This is a genomic window from Bartonella sp. WD12.1 (assembly GCF_002022415.1).
Taxonomy (GTDB): Bacteria; Pseudomonadota; Alphaproteobacteria; order Rhizobiales; family Rhizobiaceae; genus Bartonella.
In genome coordinates this window covers 1127099-1145000 of the sequence record NZ_MUBG01000001.1, presented here as the reverse complement: position 1 = coordinate 1145000, position 17902 = coordinate 1127099, and the positions used below count along the sequence as shown (strand labels likewise).

The window sequence follows — 17902 nt, the reverse complement described above, 5'->3', positions numbered from 1 at the left end:
AAACAGTCGGAGCCCAAGATACGTTCTGGGTGACGGCGTACCTTTTGTATAATGGGTCAGCGACTTAGTCTAACGAGCAAGCTTAAGCCGATAGGTGTAGGCGTAGCGAAAGCGAGTCTGAATAGGGCGTTCAGTTCGTTGGATTAGACCCGAAACCGAGTGATCTAGCCATGAGCAGGCTGAAGGTAAGGTAACACTTACTGGAGGGCCGAACCCGTATCTGTTGCAATAGATTGGGATGACTTGTGGCTAGGGGTGAAAGGCCAATCAAACTCGGAAATAGCTGGTTCTCCGCGAAATCTATTTAGGTAGAGCGTTAGTGTAATTCTCCAGGGGGTAGAGCACTGGATGGGCTAGGGGTCCTCACCGGATTACCAAACCTAACCAAACTCCGAATACCTGGAAGAACTCACTGGCAGACACACGGCGGGTGCTAACGTCCGTCGTGGAAAGGGCAACAACCCTAACCACCATCTAAGGTCCCTAAGTTATGGCTAAGTGGGAAAGGATGTGAGGATCCCAAAACAACCAGGATGTTGGCTTAGAAGCAGCCATCATTTAAAGAAAGCGTAACAGCTCACTGGTCTAAATAAGGGTCTTTGCGCCGAAAATGTAACGGGGCTCAAGCCATACACCGAAGCTGTGGATTTACTCTTATGAGTAAGTGGTAGCGGAGCGTTCCGTAAGCCTGTGAAGGGAGACTCGTGAGAGCTCCTGGAGGTATCGGAAGTGAGAATGCTGACATGAGTAACGATAAAGGGAGTGAGAGACTCCCTCGCCGAAAGTCCAAGGGTTCCTGCTTAAAGTTAATCTGAGCAGGGTGAGTCGGCCCCTAAGGCGAGGCCGAAAGGCGTAGTCGATGGGAACCACGTTAATATTCGTGGACCTGTGGGAAGTGACGGATTGCGTATATTGTAAGGTCTTATTGGATTGATCTTGCAGTGAAGTAGTCCCAGGAAATAGCTCCCACGTATAGACCGTACCCGAAACCGACACAGGTGGACAGGTAGAGAATACCAAGGCGCTTGAGAGAACTACGTTGAAGGAACTCGGCAAATTGCACGCGTAACTTCGGAAGAAGCGTGACCCTTTTTCGGGCAACCGTTAAAGGGTGGCACAGACCAGGGGGTAGCGACTGTTTACCAAAAACACAGGGCTCTGCGAAGTCGCAAGACGATGTATAGGGTCTGACGCCTGCCCGGTGCTGGAAGGTTAAGAGGAGATGTGCAAGCATCGAATTGAAGCCCCAGTAAACGGCGGCCGTAACTATAACGGTCCTAAGGTAGCGAAATTCCTTGTCGGGTAAGTTCCGACCTGCACGAATGGCGTAACGACTTCCCCGCTGTCTCCAACGTAGACTCAGTGAAATTGAATTCCCCGTGAAGATGCGGGGTTCCTGCGGTTAGACGGAAAGACCCCGTGCACCTTTACTATAGCTTTACACTGGCATTTGTGTCTATCTGTGTAGGATAGGTGGTAGACTTTGAAGCAGGGGCGTCAGCTCTTGTGGAGTCATCCTTGAAATACCACCCTTATGGATATGGATGTCTAACTGCAGTCCGTTATCCGGATTCAAGACAGTGTATGGTGGGTAGTTTGACTGGGGCGGTCGCCTCCTAAAGAGTAACGGAGGCGCGCGAAGGTAGGCTCAGAACGGTCGGAAATCGTTCGTTGAGTGCAATGGCATAAGCCTGCCTGACTGTGAGACTGACAAGTCGAACAGAGTCGAAAGACGGTCATAGTGATCCGGTGGTCCCGTGTGGAAGGGCCATCGCTCAACGGATAAAAGGTACGCCGGGGATAACAGGCTGATGACCCCCAAGAGTTCATATCGACGGGGTTGTTTGGCACCTCGATGTCGACTCATCGCATCCTGGGGCTGGAGCAGGTCCCAAGGGTATGGCTGTTCGCCATTTAAAGCGGTACGTGAGTTGGGTTCAGAACGTCGTGAGACAGTTCGGTCCCTATCTGCCGTGGGTGTAGGAATATTGACAGGATCTGTCCCTAGTACGAGAGGACCGGGATGGACGTATCTCTGGTGGACCTGTTGTGGCGCCAGCCGCATAGCAGGGTAGCTATATACGGACGGGATAACCGCTGAAAGCATCTAAGCGGGAAACCCACCTGAAAACGAGTATTCCCTGAGAACCGTGGAAGATCACCACGTTGATAGGTCAGGTGTGGAAGTGTGGTAACATATGAAGCTTACTGATACTAATCGTTCGATAGGCTTGATCGTTCCCATTCCCTATATTCATTCCCTATTTTTGTTTATTGTATTTTCAATAAACAAAAAACTAAGCAAAAAAACCAGTTCTCGTTCCTTTATATGTTCTTAGCTGACTTGGTGGTTATGGCGGAATGCCTGCACCCGATCCCCATCCCGAACTCGGCCGTGAAACGTTCCAGCGCTGATGGTACTGTGTCTTAAGGCACGGGAGAGTAAGTCACTGCCAGGTCTGTTAAAAACATACAAGGGTCTTCTCAAACAAGTCTTCAATAGAGGTCAGCAGTCAAGTGATTTTGTTACAAAAAATATCATCGTCACAATAACTGTGGGATCTCTGCAATGGCGCGGGGTGGAGCAGCCCGGTAGCTCGTCAGGCTCATAACCTGAAGGCCGCAGGTTCAAATCCTGCCCCCGCAACCAACAAAAATCCTAACAATATCTGTACTCTCTTCTCAAAAAAACATCACTGTGGGAAATCAATAATTGCTTCTTATTGCTTTCGTTCATCTTTTTTTATATCTGCTGTAAAATTCTTATCTGACCGTTTCTCTGCAACTCTCTTCTCGTCTTCATAATACAAATACATAGTTCTTATATATTTGCGTGGCCGCTTATATGTTTGTTGCCTCTTCAAAGAGGGGCGAGAGGTTATTTCTTCTGCACTCCTTTTTATCTACTACAAACGGGTAAATGGGTGTATCTGTTTTGTTTAAATGGTAGGGTGCATAAATGATAGGGATACAAAGCATTTGTTCTTTTTTTTATGAGATATAGCGCTGTAAAAGGTGTCGTTGCAGTGCTCAATAATCTTGTTTGGGTTCAAGGTTAGAAAGGTCACTCTTGGCTTTTTATAAAAAAGAATGATTATGGTGTTTCTTGTGAATGTTGATATAGGTATCAAGCTTTAAACTTGCGGTGTTTCTTCAGCTTTTTAAAAGTGTCATATACTTTGCAAAGGTCGTGTTTGTATTTAAGTTTTTGTCATTTTAGCCATCGTGCGTATTTCATCAAGGCAATAAAAGCACTGATAAAAAAGGGAAAAGGCTTTCTTGTCAGATCTTATTTGCTTCTTTCATCTGGAAAAAAAGTAGGGCTACGCTATTGCATAATAATGCTACAAACACTCTAAATATGCTAAACACTAAGCTAGCAAACTAAAAATTAGATTATAAAATCACCTATATGCTAACAGAAAAGGGGATATTTTTATATGTTGGTAGATGTTTTAAGCATGCACTTGTCCATCTTTCGAAATGCTAGAGGTAATTGTTTCTCCTTTTAAGAAAGAAAGCTGCCATGAGTTAGCAGCTTTCTTGTTGTAATGATCAATTATGATCCATTGCAGCAGTGCTTTTTAGGCAAAGCTTGTAAGTAGGTAGCAATGTTTACGGCTTTTGGAGCCATAATAGCCACATACAGTCGCAATAACAGCACCGATAAGGCTACCTAAAAAGCTCCACCACCCAATTGTGGAAGCTGTTCCAATAGCTTTATCTGCAAAGCTTTGAGCTTTTTTGCTGTTTCTTCAAGGTGATGAGACAGTGTGTCAACTTGTTGGTTGAAATTTTTGATTGCCTGTTCAGTTTTTACTCGTGCTGATTGATAAAGAGTGATTGCACGATCTGCAGTGTGTTCAGCTTCAGCCTGGGTCATGCCATTGCTCATAAGAGCGCGGATGACATCACTGCGATCAATATTATCTGTAATCGTTTCAAGGCGGCTAGATAAACGATTGCCTAGCTTCTTAAGATAGACAGGATAACCAGCAGGATTGTGCATCAAAGCTGTGATGACAGACTGTATATCATCTACGCTCTCTTTATAAACACTATTCAAACGTTTAGGGTCAAGAGCTGGAATGTTGCTTTCGTTAAGCACTGTTCGTAAATCCTTGCCTAGTTTGTCAAAATCAATTTTATGGCTGTTTTTATCACTCAACAGTTTGTTAAAATAGTCGTAGTCTGAAGATGAGAAGAGGGTACCTATCCCTTTTCCTAGGCTAGAAATGGCGTTTTTGGAGCTAGATGCAACGCTTGAGAGGGTTTGAACCCCCATGTGCGCTGCTCCGGAAACGAACAGAGTTGTCTGAAGTGTTATAAGAAGCATGAGAAGAGCCCAGGTTAAGAAGCCATGTGCTGCTCCTGCTTGTTTTGCAAAATGTCCAGCAACGAAACCACCAATAGCAAGACTGAGGAACATCACAATAATGGAACCGATGCCAACAGACATCAAAACTCCTCCAAAAGGTGCAGAAGAATAGAGGTCAATTTGTCCTAAACCTAAAGCTGCGAGCAAAAAAGAAAAGCAAATTGAAGTAGCAATAGCTGTGATCAATCCTGCAAAAAGAGCTGACCAAGAAAGAGGCCTATGAAATATTGGACGCTGAGGTTCCACAATTTTTTCTCCATGAAAATGTGGATTTAATGATGTGTCTGTTGGAATGCGCGTTTCCATTTGTTTATCTCCTTCTATGAGTATTGATATACAACGCATGATCTGCGTCTATGTTTCAATCTAGGGAGATATTGATAGAAGGAAAGGGTACGCCTAATGATGCCAGGTCTTTAGAGAGCTATATTCCGTTTAAATAAACCTTGAAAATAAAGTGTCTCACTGTCATGATCATTTATAATAATCTATTTACTAAAGGGATCAATGATGTGATGCTCTTTAGAGAGTAGTACAGTGTTATAGCGGTGTAATGGGGTTTCTTATTGTGATTTTTAGGTGCGGGAACTTTTGTAAGATGGGCTCTTGTGAATGGTTGCACTGTTCTTACTGCAATGAATGATGAGAGCATATTATAGTATTATGGTGTGCTAGGAATATATTATTATTTTCTTTATTGGCGGCCGCATTGAGCAACTTGTGTTATGGCTGCTTTGTGGGGTTATAAATAGATTGCTGATGCTGATCAAAGTTATAAAACAATGAACGATGATATTGTTTCTTGTTATTTTTTGAGCATATTGATGCTTTTGCTGATAGAGCAGATAAGAATTACACTGTCTTAGAAAGAGTGCTCACAATAGGTCAAATGTGATAAAAATACACACTAAAAATAAAAAAGCTCTATTAATGACGTTCATTTATTTGAAGAAAAACGTCAGTAACTAGTGTTACAGGTTATAAAGAAAAATTAGGGGAAAAAGATGCTCAAAAATAGTGTTACTTAATAGAGAGGAGAACTACTGATTGGAGTAAGTAATGCATGGCGAAATATAAAAGCTTAGTAATTTAGCTTATTGCCATTATGATTTTGGCTTAAACTTACTACACTGGATGCAAAAATAACATCAATACTATTTGAGATTGTTAAAATTATTTTTTACTTGTTCAATATGAATAATTCAGTAGCAAAAAATTATATGTGAAGAATTTTTTAAAACAATATTCTATCTTATTAGAATGATATGCGATGTTTATATTAGGAGTAGCTTGATAGATTTTAGCTATTAGCTTTAATATAAGTGTTTCAAAAATATTTTGAATCTATCAATATAGCGGATTAAACAACTGAAATTATTTATTGTTTTCCAAAGTTTGATTTATTGCGATATGTGGGAAGATGTTTTTTATGCCAAGTTTAATTATACTGTATGATAATTTTTTAGAGAAAAAATGTAACAAATAAAAAAGCCTTGTTAGAAACAAGGCTTTTTAGTGATTAGGTTATACAATATACAAGAAATTAGAATTTATAAGATACTCCAGCACGAAAATCATTAGTCTTGTAATGAAGTTCAAAGCTATCTTTAGCAAATTTCTTTTTTCCGAAATCTGAATAACGATACTCTGCCCGCAAAATAATATTGTCGGTCATTGCAAAATCAATACCAGCACCAAGAGTATAACCAATCATTGTTTTTGTTTCATCCACCATACTATTAAGTTCTTTATCTTCTATTGCTGTGCTTGATAGCGATATAATATTTTGGAATTGTCCATAAGCAATCCCACCAGCAATATAAGGCATAATACGATCCACAGCAAAACCAATACGTATCCGTGTAGCACCAGTCCATTTTTGGTTTAAGGTATACTCAAATGTTATTTTTTTCTCTGCCTCTTCTGTATTAATTGTATTTTCTCTTAATTGGACAGCTCTTCTGAACCGTTCGTTCTGTTGGCTATTCTCATTGTTTGTTGTTAAGTTATTTTCTTCTGGAATATCACTCCCACTAGATGGAGGGGTAATTACGATAGTTTTTGTATTTTTTCGTGCAGATAAAATTATATCTGTATCAATGCCTAGGATAAGGCCATTACTAAGATCAACATTGGAACCTGCATAAAGACCACCTATGAAACCAGAAAGTTTAGGCAAAAATTTTTCACTAACTGAAACCCATTTTGTAGGTCTTCTACTCGTAGTAGGTAGTAAAGGAATATCATCATCATGACTCATTGCAGAAATCTTGCTTGAAAAGCCACCAACCTGCCCCCCAATATAAAAACCATTCCAAGAAAAGGTAGGGTATCTAACAATTGGTGAAACACCCATTTTATAATTTTCTTTAGGGACTATACTATCTGCTGCTTGTACTAAAGAAATTGCAGCTAAAGTGAAAATAGATGTAGCTATTAAACATTTTGTATTCATAATTTTCTCCAAAGGTAATATTTTAAATACGTAATGTTATTTTTGCATCAAAAAATTTACAAAATATTGATTTTTTCTTTGTCTTAAAGACAATGCTTTATGGCATATTCCAGGACTTTTATGTGAGAATAAGCTTATATGTGCTTACTTTCGGTATCTTTACATATAATAAACAAAGTGATTTTAGCAATAAATCATTTTGTTTTTTTAGGTTTTTTAGGAGCAAGCAGAACAATACAATCACCTAATTCAGCAAATTTTTCCAATATCATTAATGTAGACATCAAGTTATTTTCGTGGGAGTGTTGTTCTTACTCTTTTCCCAGCTTCTGACTCAATAATACTTAATGCTATAAATAGCTGTGATATGAAAAGATTGTCCCTGTTTTTTGGTGTATAGATCACAGGTTGCACAAAGGAGGAAAAAGATTTTCTGTGGATAAATTAATAGCTATTTTTAATGCATTTAGAAATACAAATGTCATATAACAATAATAATTGGCTCAATATTTTCGAAGAAAATATAAAACTTATAACGTGTGCTTCATTTGGAAATAGGAAAAAGCTTGAAGCTTTAAATGCTTTGTTGATGGAACGGTATAAGTAATATTTTTTACTACCTTTAATATTTCTTGTTTTTTGTGTTGTAGGTAGAATATCCTACCTTACAACAATATTATAGGCAAAATTACTTCTAAATTCTTAGAATTCTTTATTTGTGTTACTACATTAATTAAAATAACACTAAAGCATATTATGTCTATTCCATAATTTAGAAACAAACATTTGCCAATGCAAATGAACGCAAGGATCATATTATTACTGGTCTAACTCAAAGTCAGAAATACTTGAATATTTAAAACGATCTTGTGGGCTGTTTAGTTTAAACCAAGCGGCAAAAATGTTAGAGCTAGAGCCCAAATTTTCTAGTTATTTTTATTGGGTTTATTGTTGTGTTCCAAGTGGTTTTTTATTATCATTATTAGAGTAAAATCAATAAAAAACTAATGGATTGTATAATCCGCATTATTCAAATACTCAGCGCAATAGAAAAGACCGTTTCTAGTGCAAAAATCACGAACAAAGAATTAGCGTGCTTGAGGGAGGTAAATTCAAAAGATAGTGCGCATATAAAAGATATCACATTAAAGCATGAGTCTTTCAACATACGCGTTTTTCACACCACAGGTAAGGTGCATCCAAAATTAAGGAAAATAAGATGACAACTTTCACCATAGCAAAAGTAGCGCAGAAATATAATTTATCAGAACAAGAATTTCGTGAAGCACTCTTCAAAACCTGTATCAATTTCAATATTTCTGAAGAAGATTTTGAAGACTTTGTTTATCTTGCCGATGGGCATGGATTAAATCCTTTAGAAAAGGAAATATACGCTGTTCCTAAAAAAATGGCATCATCCCAGTTGCTACAACTGCTGGGTGGATCAAGATGATCAAATCAAGTCCTAACCTCGATGATATAAAACTTCAGAAAAACACCGATAGTGAAGATAATCTGCTTTCTGTTACAGGTGCTATGTATTTGAAAAACGTGAAACACCCAGTAAGAATATCCGAATATTTAAAAGAATGCGAACAGGATACAGAATATTGGCGAAAATATCCTGTTCGCATGTTGCAGAATGAAGCAATTAAACAATGTGCACGTTATGCTCTCGGTTCTGTTGGTCTTTTTTTTATGAAGAAGATGAAGCTTTTTATAAAGAAGAAGGTGTAGCCGATCTTATTCACAAGATTATTTGCTGCAAATAAGACTAATTATAATCCCCAAAACGAAAGGGTATCTGGTGAATTGCTTACGCAAATCAAACAGTTAAAAAACAAACACAAATAGAGTGGTTTCAGGCGCGTTTAAGAAAAGTTATAGCTTCAAACATTGATAGCATTATCAGTAGAACAGCTAAAAGTTTGCTGACAAGTAAATATGAGGAGTACAAACTCAAATTTATCACAAAATGCTTAGGAGGTAAAATAAAATCATCTTATGAAATGCCAGCTATAAAATGGGGAAATAAACGCAAAGAGAGGGTGATTAAAAAACAGCCTCAAACGTGAGATTGCTGTCATCCGATGTGGATTTATTCCCCATCCGACAATTGAAATGGCAGGCACTATTCCTGATGGTCTCATTGGGGATGAAGGCCTTATAAAAGTTAAATATTCTCAATCAACAACGCATGTATGTTTTTTACAAGATGGTAAAATCAAACCTGAATATATCTTACAAATGCAATTCCAAATGGCTTGCACAGGACGAAAATGGTGTGATTTTGTCAGCTATAATCCTCAGCTTAAAAGCCAATACGCTCATTTATATATCAAAATTCAACGCATTTCACGCGATAATGAACAGATTGAACGCTTAAATAAAGCTGTCAAAAAATTTTTAGAAGAAATAGAACAAGAAATGCAAATCTTTATACAAGCTTCTTAAATCTTATGGGGGTGCTCTGTTACTTACATGTCTCCTTAAGCGCTCCCATTCATTAAAGAGAGAGGCAATAAGATGATATTAATGATGGTGATAGATATGTCATAACACGTGAGTATACATGGCTTTTCAATATATTAACACCAATTCGAATTGGGTGATATAAGGAACTTTTCTCCAACCATATAAGCTGGGTAAATGAGTAAGATGAAAAAAAAATCTTGGCATTCATACCAAAAAAATAAGCTGCAAATAACAACAATTTAGGTAAAATTATATAAAGTGGGAAGGGTGGTCTAAAAATTATCTAATTAAGTAAAAATCTATATATTCCGATACATTAAAAACAAAAAATGGTGCCCAGAAGAGGACTCGAACCTCCACACCTTGCAGTACAGGTACCTGAAACCTGCGCGTCTACCAATTCCGCCATCTGGGCAATAGAATTTATCTAAGCTTGGGAAGTAACTCTGTCAATGATCATTAGTTCATTAAAATATTAGAATTAAGAGGCTTATCTCTATAAATTGCAATTATAATAATTTAAGGCGTAATGATTTTTTTGATAAAATTGTTGAATCAGAATTGAAGTCATAAATAATAGGGACACCAGTTGCTAATTCTTGAGATACGATTTCTTCAGTGCTTAGACCTTCAAGTGCCATAATAAGAGCACGAAGAGAATTACCATGTGCTACAATTAAAACAGTTTGGGAGCGTAAAATATGGGGCTGGATATGGTAAAAATAATAAGGCCAGACACGTGCACCTGTATCGCGCAGGCTTTCTCCATTAGGTGGGGCAATGGCATAAGAACGGCGCCATATATGCACTTGTTCTTGCCCCCATTTTTGACAAGCATCATCTTTATTTAAGCCAGATAAATCACCATAATCGCGTTCATTCAATGCTGGATTTTTTATCAATTGCAAATCTGTTTGTTCTGTTTGTTCTAAAATATGCTGAGCAGTTTTTTGTGCTCGCTGTAAGGCTGATGTATAAGCAACATCAAATTTTAAGCCAGATTCTTTTAGTTTTTTTCCTGCTTTTATTGCTTCTGTATGACCTTTTTCTGTCAAATCTGGATCTTTCCAGCCAGTGAAAAGGTTTTTAAGGTTCCATTCACTTTGTCCATGACGGATTAATACAAGTGTACGTCCCATTATAAATTTCCTGCAATTGATTGATTAATGTTAATCGTTCAGATCTAAAACATCCAGCATTGAGTAAAGACCATTTTTATGATTTCTCGCCCACAGAGCTGCTTTTAATGCACCGTTGGCAAAAATAGAACGTTCTTGTGCTGAATGTGAAAGAACAATGTGTTCATTTGCACCTGCAAAGATAACGCTATGGTCCCCAACAACTGTTCCACCCCGTAAACAAGCAAAACCAATAGTGCCTTTTTTACGTTCGCCTGTATGGCCTTTACGTTCGCTAACGTAGACATCTTGGAGTTGAACATTGCGACCTTCTGCTGCTGCATTTCCAAGAAGAAGAGCTGTTCCAGAAGGAGCATCAACTTTGCCAGAATGGTGCATTTCAGAAATTTCAATATCAAAGTCTTCAAATGTTAATGTTTTAGCTGCTTTCTTTACAAGGCTTGCCAAAAGATTAATTCCAAGGCTCATATTCCCAGATTTAACAATGGTTGTATGCATCGCAGAAGTTGCAATTTGTGCTTCCTCTTCTTTACTAAACCCTGTAGTTCCTATAATGTGAACAATGCCTTTTTGGGCTGCATAATCAGCGTAGATAATAGTAGCTTGTGGCTGGGAAAAGTCTAAAATACCTTCAGCGTCAGAGAAGGCTTTTTCAGGATCATCAGTAATTGAGATTCCAAGAAGATTTGAGCCAATTAATACGCTGGCGTCTTTTCCTACAAAAGGTGATCCTTTACGCACAAGCACACCACAAAGTTCTACACCTTTTCTATGTTGGAGAGCTGTAATTAACGCACGCCCCATTCTCCCATTGGCACCAACAACTGCAAGGCGCATGTTTTTCTCCTTGTAACACTTTACTCCTTGATTATAGGCAAATTATTTTCTTTTTGCCAACTATTCTTTTTCCATATAAATCTAAATTTAGTATATTTAAAATGTTTAAACTGATGACTTATTTATATAAAGCTTGTATAAGCAATATATTTTATCATTATAGCAATGACTATTGCGAATGTATGTAAAATATTTCAAAAGTATATTTTGAAGTTTAGTATAATTTTATTATATTTAATTACAATGAATAATAAATTAATTCTATACATAGTATATTAATTATAAATTTTAATATACACTTTATTTTATATATAAATTATTTTAATAATATTATTTCTTGTTGTTATATGAAAAAAGTTTAATACTTCCTTTGGTATTAATAATATACAGGAATTGTTTTTTTACAATTTGATAAAAATTCTAACTAAGATCACTATTTATTGGTCAATATAAGATTATTCTAAAAGTTATAGTATTCATTGACAAATTAGAAGTCCAGATCAGCGTAATGGGAACTAGGCGTAACTCCACGGATCCGGTCATTTAAAAGAGGGCGAAAAGAAGGGCGAGATTTGATCCGCATATACCATTCTCGAATAGAAGGGAATTGCTCCCAATCAATTTCTCCCAAAAGATCAAGTATAGAAATAGAAGCTGCAGCTGCTAAATCTGCATAAGACAGTATAGACCCAGCTAACCAATCACGAGATGTGCAAAGCCAATTCAAGTAATTCATATGTGGTGGAATATTAGCACGTGCATTGCGTAAAATTTGCGAATTAGGAGCTCCACCACCAATCGTTAATGGCATTTCACGTTTATAAATTCGCTCTCGCACAATATGACGCGTAACTTCATTTTCAAGTTTGTTTAAGAACCAATCATTAAGGCGGCGTACTTCAGCGCGTTCTAAAGGGTTTGCTGGAAAAAATTGTTTACCTGGTCGTAAGCTACCACGCGTTTCATCTAAATATTCATAAATCACAGTAGCGCCTGATAGTGGTATTTCATGTTCTGCAAGAAAAACAGGTAAATGTCCCGCTGGGTTAAGTGCGAGAAATTCAGGTTTTCTTGCCCATTCATTCTCTTCAATAAGGTGGGTTGCTATACCATATTCTTCGAGAATAAGACGTATAAAACGAGAGGCAGAAGATAGGGGATGATGAAAAAGTGTGAGCATAATTTACGTGCCAATAAATCTTTAAGATAAAAAGATTTTTATAAAGGCGCTTTGTTGAAAGAACAAGATCATTAGTAATTGCTAACAGTTATGTTTAATAATCTATTAATAAAAATATCATTTTATTGCGTAACTGCTTGCAAGATAGCTGTACGCAATTCTTCTAAACCTAAAGCTTTTTGTGAAGAGGTGATGAGCAACTCTGGATAAGCAGCCGGATGTTTTAAAATATTTTTTTTGTAGCAGTTACTAAGGTTTCAAGTGCATTTGGTTTGATTTTATCACTTTTTGTTAAAACAATTTGATAAGAGACTGCTGCTTTATCCAGAAGATCTAAAACATCTGTATCATTTTTTTTAATTCCATGACGTGAGTCAATTAAAACGTAAGCACGTTTGAGTGTTGTACGACCTCGCAAGTAATCAAAGATCAGACGTGTCCACGCTTCAACACAATTTGGGGGAGCTTTGGCAAAACCATAACCCGGCATATCGACAAGCGCTATAGGGGGAAAGTCTTCTTTCCGATCACTTAAGCTTTCAGGTATAAAATAATTAAGTTCCTGAGTACGTCCTGGTGTATTTGAAGTGCGTGCTAAACCTTTTTGTTGTACCAATGCATTGATTAGGGAAGATTTTCCAACGTTAGAGCGTCCTACAAATGCAATTTCTGGGGGACCTTCAGGTGGAAGACATTGTATTGTAGGCACACTGCGAATGAAAATCCAATTGCGAAAAAAAATCCCAGAAGTTGTAAGACATTTTGTCATTTATGTCCTTTTTTTTTAGATTTCTTATGGAACATAGCTTTAAGATTATCAAAAAGCTCAATTTTCACACCTTGACGTTTCATCATGATGCCTTGCTGAATAATTGACAATGTATTATTCCAAGCCCAATAAATAACAAGACCAGCTGGGAAGGAAGCTAGCATAAAAGTAAAAATAACTGGCATCCATGTAAAAATCATAGCTTGTGTTGGATCTGGGGGAGTTGGGTTCATATGCATCTGTAGAAACATTGTTATCCCCATGATTAAAGGCCACGCACCAAGGATAAGGAACGTTGGCACTTCATAGGGCAATAAGCCAAATAGGTTAAAAATAGAAGTTGGATCAGGCGCTGCTAAATCTTGAATCCAGCCAAAGAAAGGTGCATGTCGCATTTCAATGGTAATATAAAGAACCTTATAAAGAGCAAAAAATATTGGAAATTGAACTAGCATTGGCCAACAGCCGGCAAGGGGATTGATTTTTTGAATTTTGTACAATTCTATCACTGCTTGTTGCTGTTTAACTCGGTCATCTGCATATTTTTCTTTTATTTCTTGCATCATTGGTTGCACTAACTTCATGCGTGCCATAGATTTATAAGATTTGTTAGCAAGCGGGAACAGAAGTACTTTCAGGAGCACTGTAACAAGAAGAATGGCAATACCAAAATTTCCTGTTTGCTTATAAAAAATATCAATAAGAGCAAACATTGGTTTAGTGATGAAATCAAACCAACCCCAATCAATTAAAAGGCCAAATTTCTTAATCTTTAATTGGTTTTGATAACGATTAATGATTTCAACTTGTTTTGCACCCGCAAAGAGATGATTTGTAATAGTTTTTGTTTCATTGGGGGCAACTGTTAAAAGAGAACTTTGCAAGTCGGATTGATAGTGGGTATTTAGTTGATTAAAATAAATAAAACGACTTGTATATTCTTGATCTTGTGGGGGAATAACCACTACAGCCCAATATTTATCGGTAATACCAATCCAACCTCCTGTAACTTTAGAGAAGATCATACTTTTCTGACCATTTTCAGGATTTGGGTTGAGCTCTTCTAGATTTTTATATGTTTCTGTTTTGAGTGAATCACCCGCGATGCCAATCATACCTTCATGGAGTAAATAAGTTGCATTTGTATGTTCTGGTGGAGCGGCACGTGCAACTCGGGCATAAGGCGAAAGATATACGGGGTTAGCACTTTCATTTTTGATAGAATCTTCAATGGTGAACATGTAATGATTGTCGATTGAAAGAGTACGACGGAAAATTTGTCCTTGTCCATTATCGTAAATTAAAGTGACGGGCGTTGAAGGAGTTAGAGTTGTATTTTCACCTTCTATCTTCCACTGTGTATGAGATTGTGGCAATGCTGTTGCTGGTAGAGATGAACTCGTAAAACCAAATTCAGCAAGATAGGTTGTATTAAATCCATTAGGATTGAGCAAGGCAATTTCCGGTGACCCCTTATCTACAGTTAAGCGATATTTCTTAAGAAAAAGGTCATCAAATTGTGCACCAACAAGATTAATGGAACCTTCCAATTCATCAGTTTTAATTGCAATACGATTTGTTTTAGTCAATTCTGCACTACGGTTTTCGGGTGTCATAGGACGATCAAATACAGATCCCGATCCACTTGTTTGATCAGCATCAGAGAAATGCATGTCAGCTGAGGGAAGTTCTGAACTTTGTTTTGACAATTGTTGTGCCATTATTTGCATTTCTTGTAGTTTTGCTTGTTGGGGAGCAACATAAAAAAAGTGCCATGCAACAAAAATAATAAGAGACAATCCAATGGCGATAAAAAAATTACGATTATATTCCATTTGTACTTATCCTATTGCCGTTGCTGGTTTTTAATTTTTGGCTTTATTCGTCGATTTAATTCATTGATCAGAGATGAAAACGGTGCGTGAAGTGCATCGGGATGAGCAACAATGACATAATCAGTTCCTGCTTCTATATTATCTTTTAGTCCAACTCGAACTGCTTCACGTAAACGTCTTTTAATGCGATTACGTTTGACGGCATTGCCATTTTTACGCGTTACAGTAAAGCCTACACGTGCAACAAGAGGATGTTTTACTTCTGCTGTTTGTTCGCGGGGTTTAATTTCAAGTAGAAATAGAGGACCACGTCGTTTTTCTCCTGTGCGTACAGCCAAGAAATCTGCTCTTTTACGAATGCGACAGGGGTGTTTTTGCTTCATGAAAGATGCTTCGTAGCTTTACTAAATGCCTGCCTTTTACAGAAAAGACAGGCATCAAAGGTTCATAACGAAAAAATAACTAACGACATTTAGTTTGTTATAAAAATTCAAAGAATCAAGCAGATAACCGCTTCCGTCCGCGATTACGCCGAGCTGAAATGATTTTACGCCCACTAGCTGTTGCCATACGGGCACGGAATCCATGGCGGCGTTTACGAACAAGTTTAGAGGGTTGATAAGTACGTTTCATTTATTCAAATACCGTTGTGCGGCCCTTCTTAGTTCTATAGCACAATAATATGCTCGATGAATAATCCTATTCCATCAGATAATTCTAAGGTAAATGCTACCCTATAAGGAAAAGCATAAAAAAGTCAATCTTAGATTATTTTTTCGTATTTTAAAAATATACAAGAAGTTTATTAATTTAAGCAATATATTTATCATTCGGGCAGTTAATAAAAAAGGCCACGCGAATGCGCAGCCTTTTTCACGTAAAAACTCTATGGAATTAATTACGGAACAAAGATAAGATATTCTGACTACTTTGGTTTGCAATAGAAAGAGCCTGAATACCAAGCTGTTGCTGAACTTGCAAAGCAGACAATTTTGCAGATTCTGCATTCATGTCAGCATCAACCATTGAGCCAATCCCTGCATCAACATTGTCTAGCAATCTTTTAACAAAGTCGAGCTGGATATTCACTAAGTTAACTGCAGAACCAATCTTAGCACCAGCAGTAAGAGTTACATCAACAGCATCACGCACTGTATTCTGAAGGCTACCTAGAAGGATATGCTGTGCTTCTGCAGACAATTTATCAACCCCAAACATTTCAGTGAATTCAGCTAAGGTAATCTGATCAGTTACTTCTTTAAAAGCAGCTTTCGCTTCTCCCCAAGCTTCTTCACCACCTTCTAGAGCTTCTACAGCTTCTTTTAATGTTGTCTTCTTTTCTTCATCCAAAGGATCAGCAGCCAATGCAGCTTTTGCTTCTGCAACAGCATCTTCTAACTCTTTGTAGGTTTTTTCTGCTTCATAGAAAGTCTCAAGAGCCTCATCAAATTTTGTTTTCTCTTCTCTAGAATCATCTCCTGCTGCTGGTGCTGGTCCGAAGATTCTCTGAAAAACACCCCCAGTCATATCAATGGTGCCATCTTCACCGAGAACACCAAAATTCAACTCACGACCACCAACTTCAACCATGTCAACATAAACAGCTGCACCTTCACGACGATAACCAGCAGCTATGCCAACAGTTTGACCACCACTGGAAAGCATGTTTTTACCACCAAACGAAGCAGACTGAACTGCATTCGAAATATTTGTCATATTTGCTTTCATCGACTCTTGAAGTTTAGCAATATCACCACCGCTCTTTTCATGAACAGAAATCATTGACTTTTGGATATCATCAAGTGCTTCTTTAGTCAGATCAACAGCTGTGGCAGCAATGCTTACCTGCTCTTTACCCAAGTTAATGGCATCAATAACAGCACTCATTGTGTTACTGTCGTGTCTCATCATTGATGAAATAGACCAGTAAGCTGTGTTATCAGCAGCACTGTTGATACGCAAACCTGTTGAAACACGGTCTTTTGATTTATCTAAATTAGAATCAATGGTACGCAACGTCTGCAATGCAGTCATTGCAGATCTGTTAGTAAGTATACTTGAACCCATAATCTCGTCCCTATAACGAAAAACAATTAAAAAGGGACATGCTATTTTTATAGCTAATGATAGAGCGACATCATGTCTGCCAGATAAATTTGGCCTATCACTTTTTGTAGTGCTATCAGACTAAAAAATATTGTTCAAGCATTTTTTTGGTCTGTGGATAAAGCTTCAATTTTTTGCTCTCAAATACATTGTAAGTAAAATTATTATTTTTCTTCACAAAACTACCCCCGATATTCTAATAAATATAATTTTATTCAGGTAAAAATCGTGATCTACACCACTGATTCTTTTGTTTTATACAGCTTTTAAAGTATAGATACATTTGACGTTATTTCCCTAATGTATGCTCTAACTAACAGAACTAAACTTCTCTTATCAGGAATTAAGTGTAGTTCTTATTGATGACCATGTTAAAGAAAGTGGTGCACATAGGATAATTTGTAGTTATTTTGTTGTACTGCAAATGAATGATCAAAAAATTGAAATAAAGTAGAAAATGATGCATCACTTTACAATATCAATAAGGTTTTCAAATTTTGGATTATTTTTCAGAGAATTGTAGCAAAATTCGTACAATGATTTAAAATAAGTATTTGTAACGAAATTCTACAATGCATTTTTTTCCAAAATTTTTGTATAAAATTAGTTTTACACCTTGAATTAGCATTTTGAAAAAACACAATTATTACACCGCAACTTTATAACTTTTAACAAAGAAAATACTAAGATGATTGACGTGAATATTTTTTCTCTTTATTGCTACATTA

The 17902-nt window shown here is 37.3% G+C and carries 12 protein-coding genes, 2 tRNA genes, 2 rRNA genes and 1 pseudogene (1 of these 17 only partly in view); 6 read left to right on the top strand and 11 right to left on the bottom strand.

Features of this window, described 5'->3' with window-relative positions:
- The 3 genes from BWD121_RS05090 to BWD121_RS05080 all read left to right on the top strand — a co-directional run.
- Positions 1-2239: ribosomal RNA gene (locus BWD121_RS05090) — 23S ribosomal RNA — on the top strand; it begins 574 nt to the left of the window's first position.
- Between the two features lie 104 nt (positions 2240-2343).
- Positions 2344-2459, top strand: a 5S ribosomal RNA gene (gene rrf / locus BWD121_RS05085).
- A gap of 114 nt (positions 2460-2573) precedes the next feature.
- Positions 2574-2650, top strand: a tRNA-Met gene (locus BWD121_RS05080).
- A 1026-nt stretch (positions 2651-3676) separates the two neighbouring features.
- Here BWD121_RS05080 and BWD121_RS05075 read toward each other — a convergent pair.
- Entirely contained in the window at positions 3677-4684 is a 1008-nt protein-coding gene (locus BWD121_RS05075; RefSeq protein WP_346418133.1) for a YrzE family protein, read from the bottom strand.
- Positions 4685-5921: 1237 nt separating this feature from the next.
- A complete protein-coding gene (locus BWD121_RS05070; protein ID WP_078663646.1) occupies positions 5922-6833 on the bottom strand; it encodes an outer membrane protein in 912 nt (303 codons plus the stop codon).
- Positions 6834-8052: 1219 nt separating this feature from the next.
- Here BWD121_RS05070 and BWD121_RS05060 point away from each other — a divergent pair.
- The 3 genes from BWD121_RS05060 to BWD121_RS08680 all read left to right on the top strand — a co-directional run bounded on the left by BWD121_RS05060 (position 8053) and on the right by BWD121_RS08680 (position 9287).
- Positions 8053-8286 carry a hypothetical protein gene (locus BWD121_RS05060; protein ID WP_078663644.1) on the top strand — a complete coding sequence of 78 codons (234 nt, stop codon included), beginning with the start codon at positions 8053-8055 and terminating at the stop codon, positions 8284-8286.
- Complete coding sequence (locus BWD121_RS05055; protein WP_078663643.1) at positions 8283-8570, top strand: hypothetical protein; 288 nt, start codon at positions 8283-8285, stop codon at positions 8568-8570. The genes BWD121_RS05060 and BWD121_RS05055 overlap by 4 nt, the downstream gene beginning before the upstream one ends.
- A 384-nt stretch (positions 8571-8954) precedes the next feature.
- Positions 8955-9287, top strand: a complete 333-nt coding sequence (locus BWD121_RS08680; RefSeq protein ID WP_346418132.1) for a YqaJ viral recombinase family protein — start codon at positions 8955-8957, stop codon at positions 9285-9287.
- A gap of 351 nt (positions 9288-9638) precedes the next feature.
- Here BWD121_RS08680 and BWD121_RS05045 read toward each other — a convergent pair.
- The 9 genes and pseudogenes from BWD121_RS05045 to BWD121_RS08615 all read right to left on the bottom strand — a co-directional run bounded on the left by BWD121_RS05045 (position 9639) and on the right by BWD121_RS08615 (position 17135).
- A tRNA-Leu gene (locus BWD121_RS05045) sits at positions 9639-9723 on the bottom strand.
- Positions 9724-9817: 94 nt separating this feature from the next.
- Positions 9818-10447 (bottom strand): 2,3-bisphosphoglycerate-dependent phosphoglycerate mutase, encoded by a 630-nt coding sequence (locus BWD121_RS05040; RefSeq protein ID WP_078663642.1) that lies wholly within the window; start codon positions 10445-10447, stop codon positions 9818-9820.
- 30 nt (positions 10448-10477) lie between these two features.
- A complete protein-coding gene (gene dapB / locus BWD121_RS05035) occupies positions 10478-11284 on the bottom strand; it encodes a 4-hydroxy-tetrahydrodipicolinate reductase (protein ID WP_078663641.1) in 807 nt (268 codons plus the stop codon).
- Positions 11285-11771: 487 nt separating this feature from the next.
- On the bottom strand, positions 11772-12464 hold the full coding sequence (locus BWD121_RS05030) for a glutathione S-transferase family protein (protein WP_078663640.1): 693 nt from the start codon (positions 12462-12464) through the stop codon (positions 11772-11774).
- A gap of 122 nt (positions 12465-12586) precedes the next feature.
- Positions 12587-13233: pseudogene (yihA, locus tag BWD121_RS05025) on the bottom strand (ribosome biogenesis GTP-binding protein YihA/YsxC).
- Positions 13230-15068 (bottom strand): membrane protein insertase YidC, encoded by a 1839-nt coding sequence (gene yidC / locus BWD121_RS05020; protein WP_078663639.1) that lies wholly within the window; start codon positions 15066-15068, stop codon positions 13230-13232. Before yidC ends, yihA begins: the two are co-directional and overlap by 4 nt.
- An 11-nt stretch (positions 15069-15079) precedes the next feature.
- A complete protein-coding gene (gene rnpA / locus BWD121_RS05015) occupies positions 15080-15451 on the bottom strand; it encodes a ribonuclease P protein component (RefSeq protein WP_078663638.1) in 372 nt (123 codons plus the stop codon).
- A gap of 115 nt (positions 15452-15566) precedes the next feature.
- Positions 15567-15701, bottom strand: coding sequence for a 50S ribosomal protein L34 (rpmH, locus tag BWD121_RS05010; protein WP_007476702.1), 135 nt, complete (start codon positions 15699-15701; stop codon positions 15567-15569).
- Positions 15702-15962: 261 nt separating this feature from the next.
- Positions 15963-17135: a flagellin gene (locus BWD121_RS08615; RefSeq protein WP_078663633.1), complete on the bottom strand. Its 1173-nt coding sequence runs from the start codon at positions 17133-17135 to the stop codon at positions 15963-15965.
- Positions 17136-17902 lie beyond the last annotated feature (767 nt).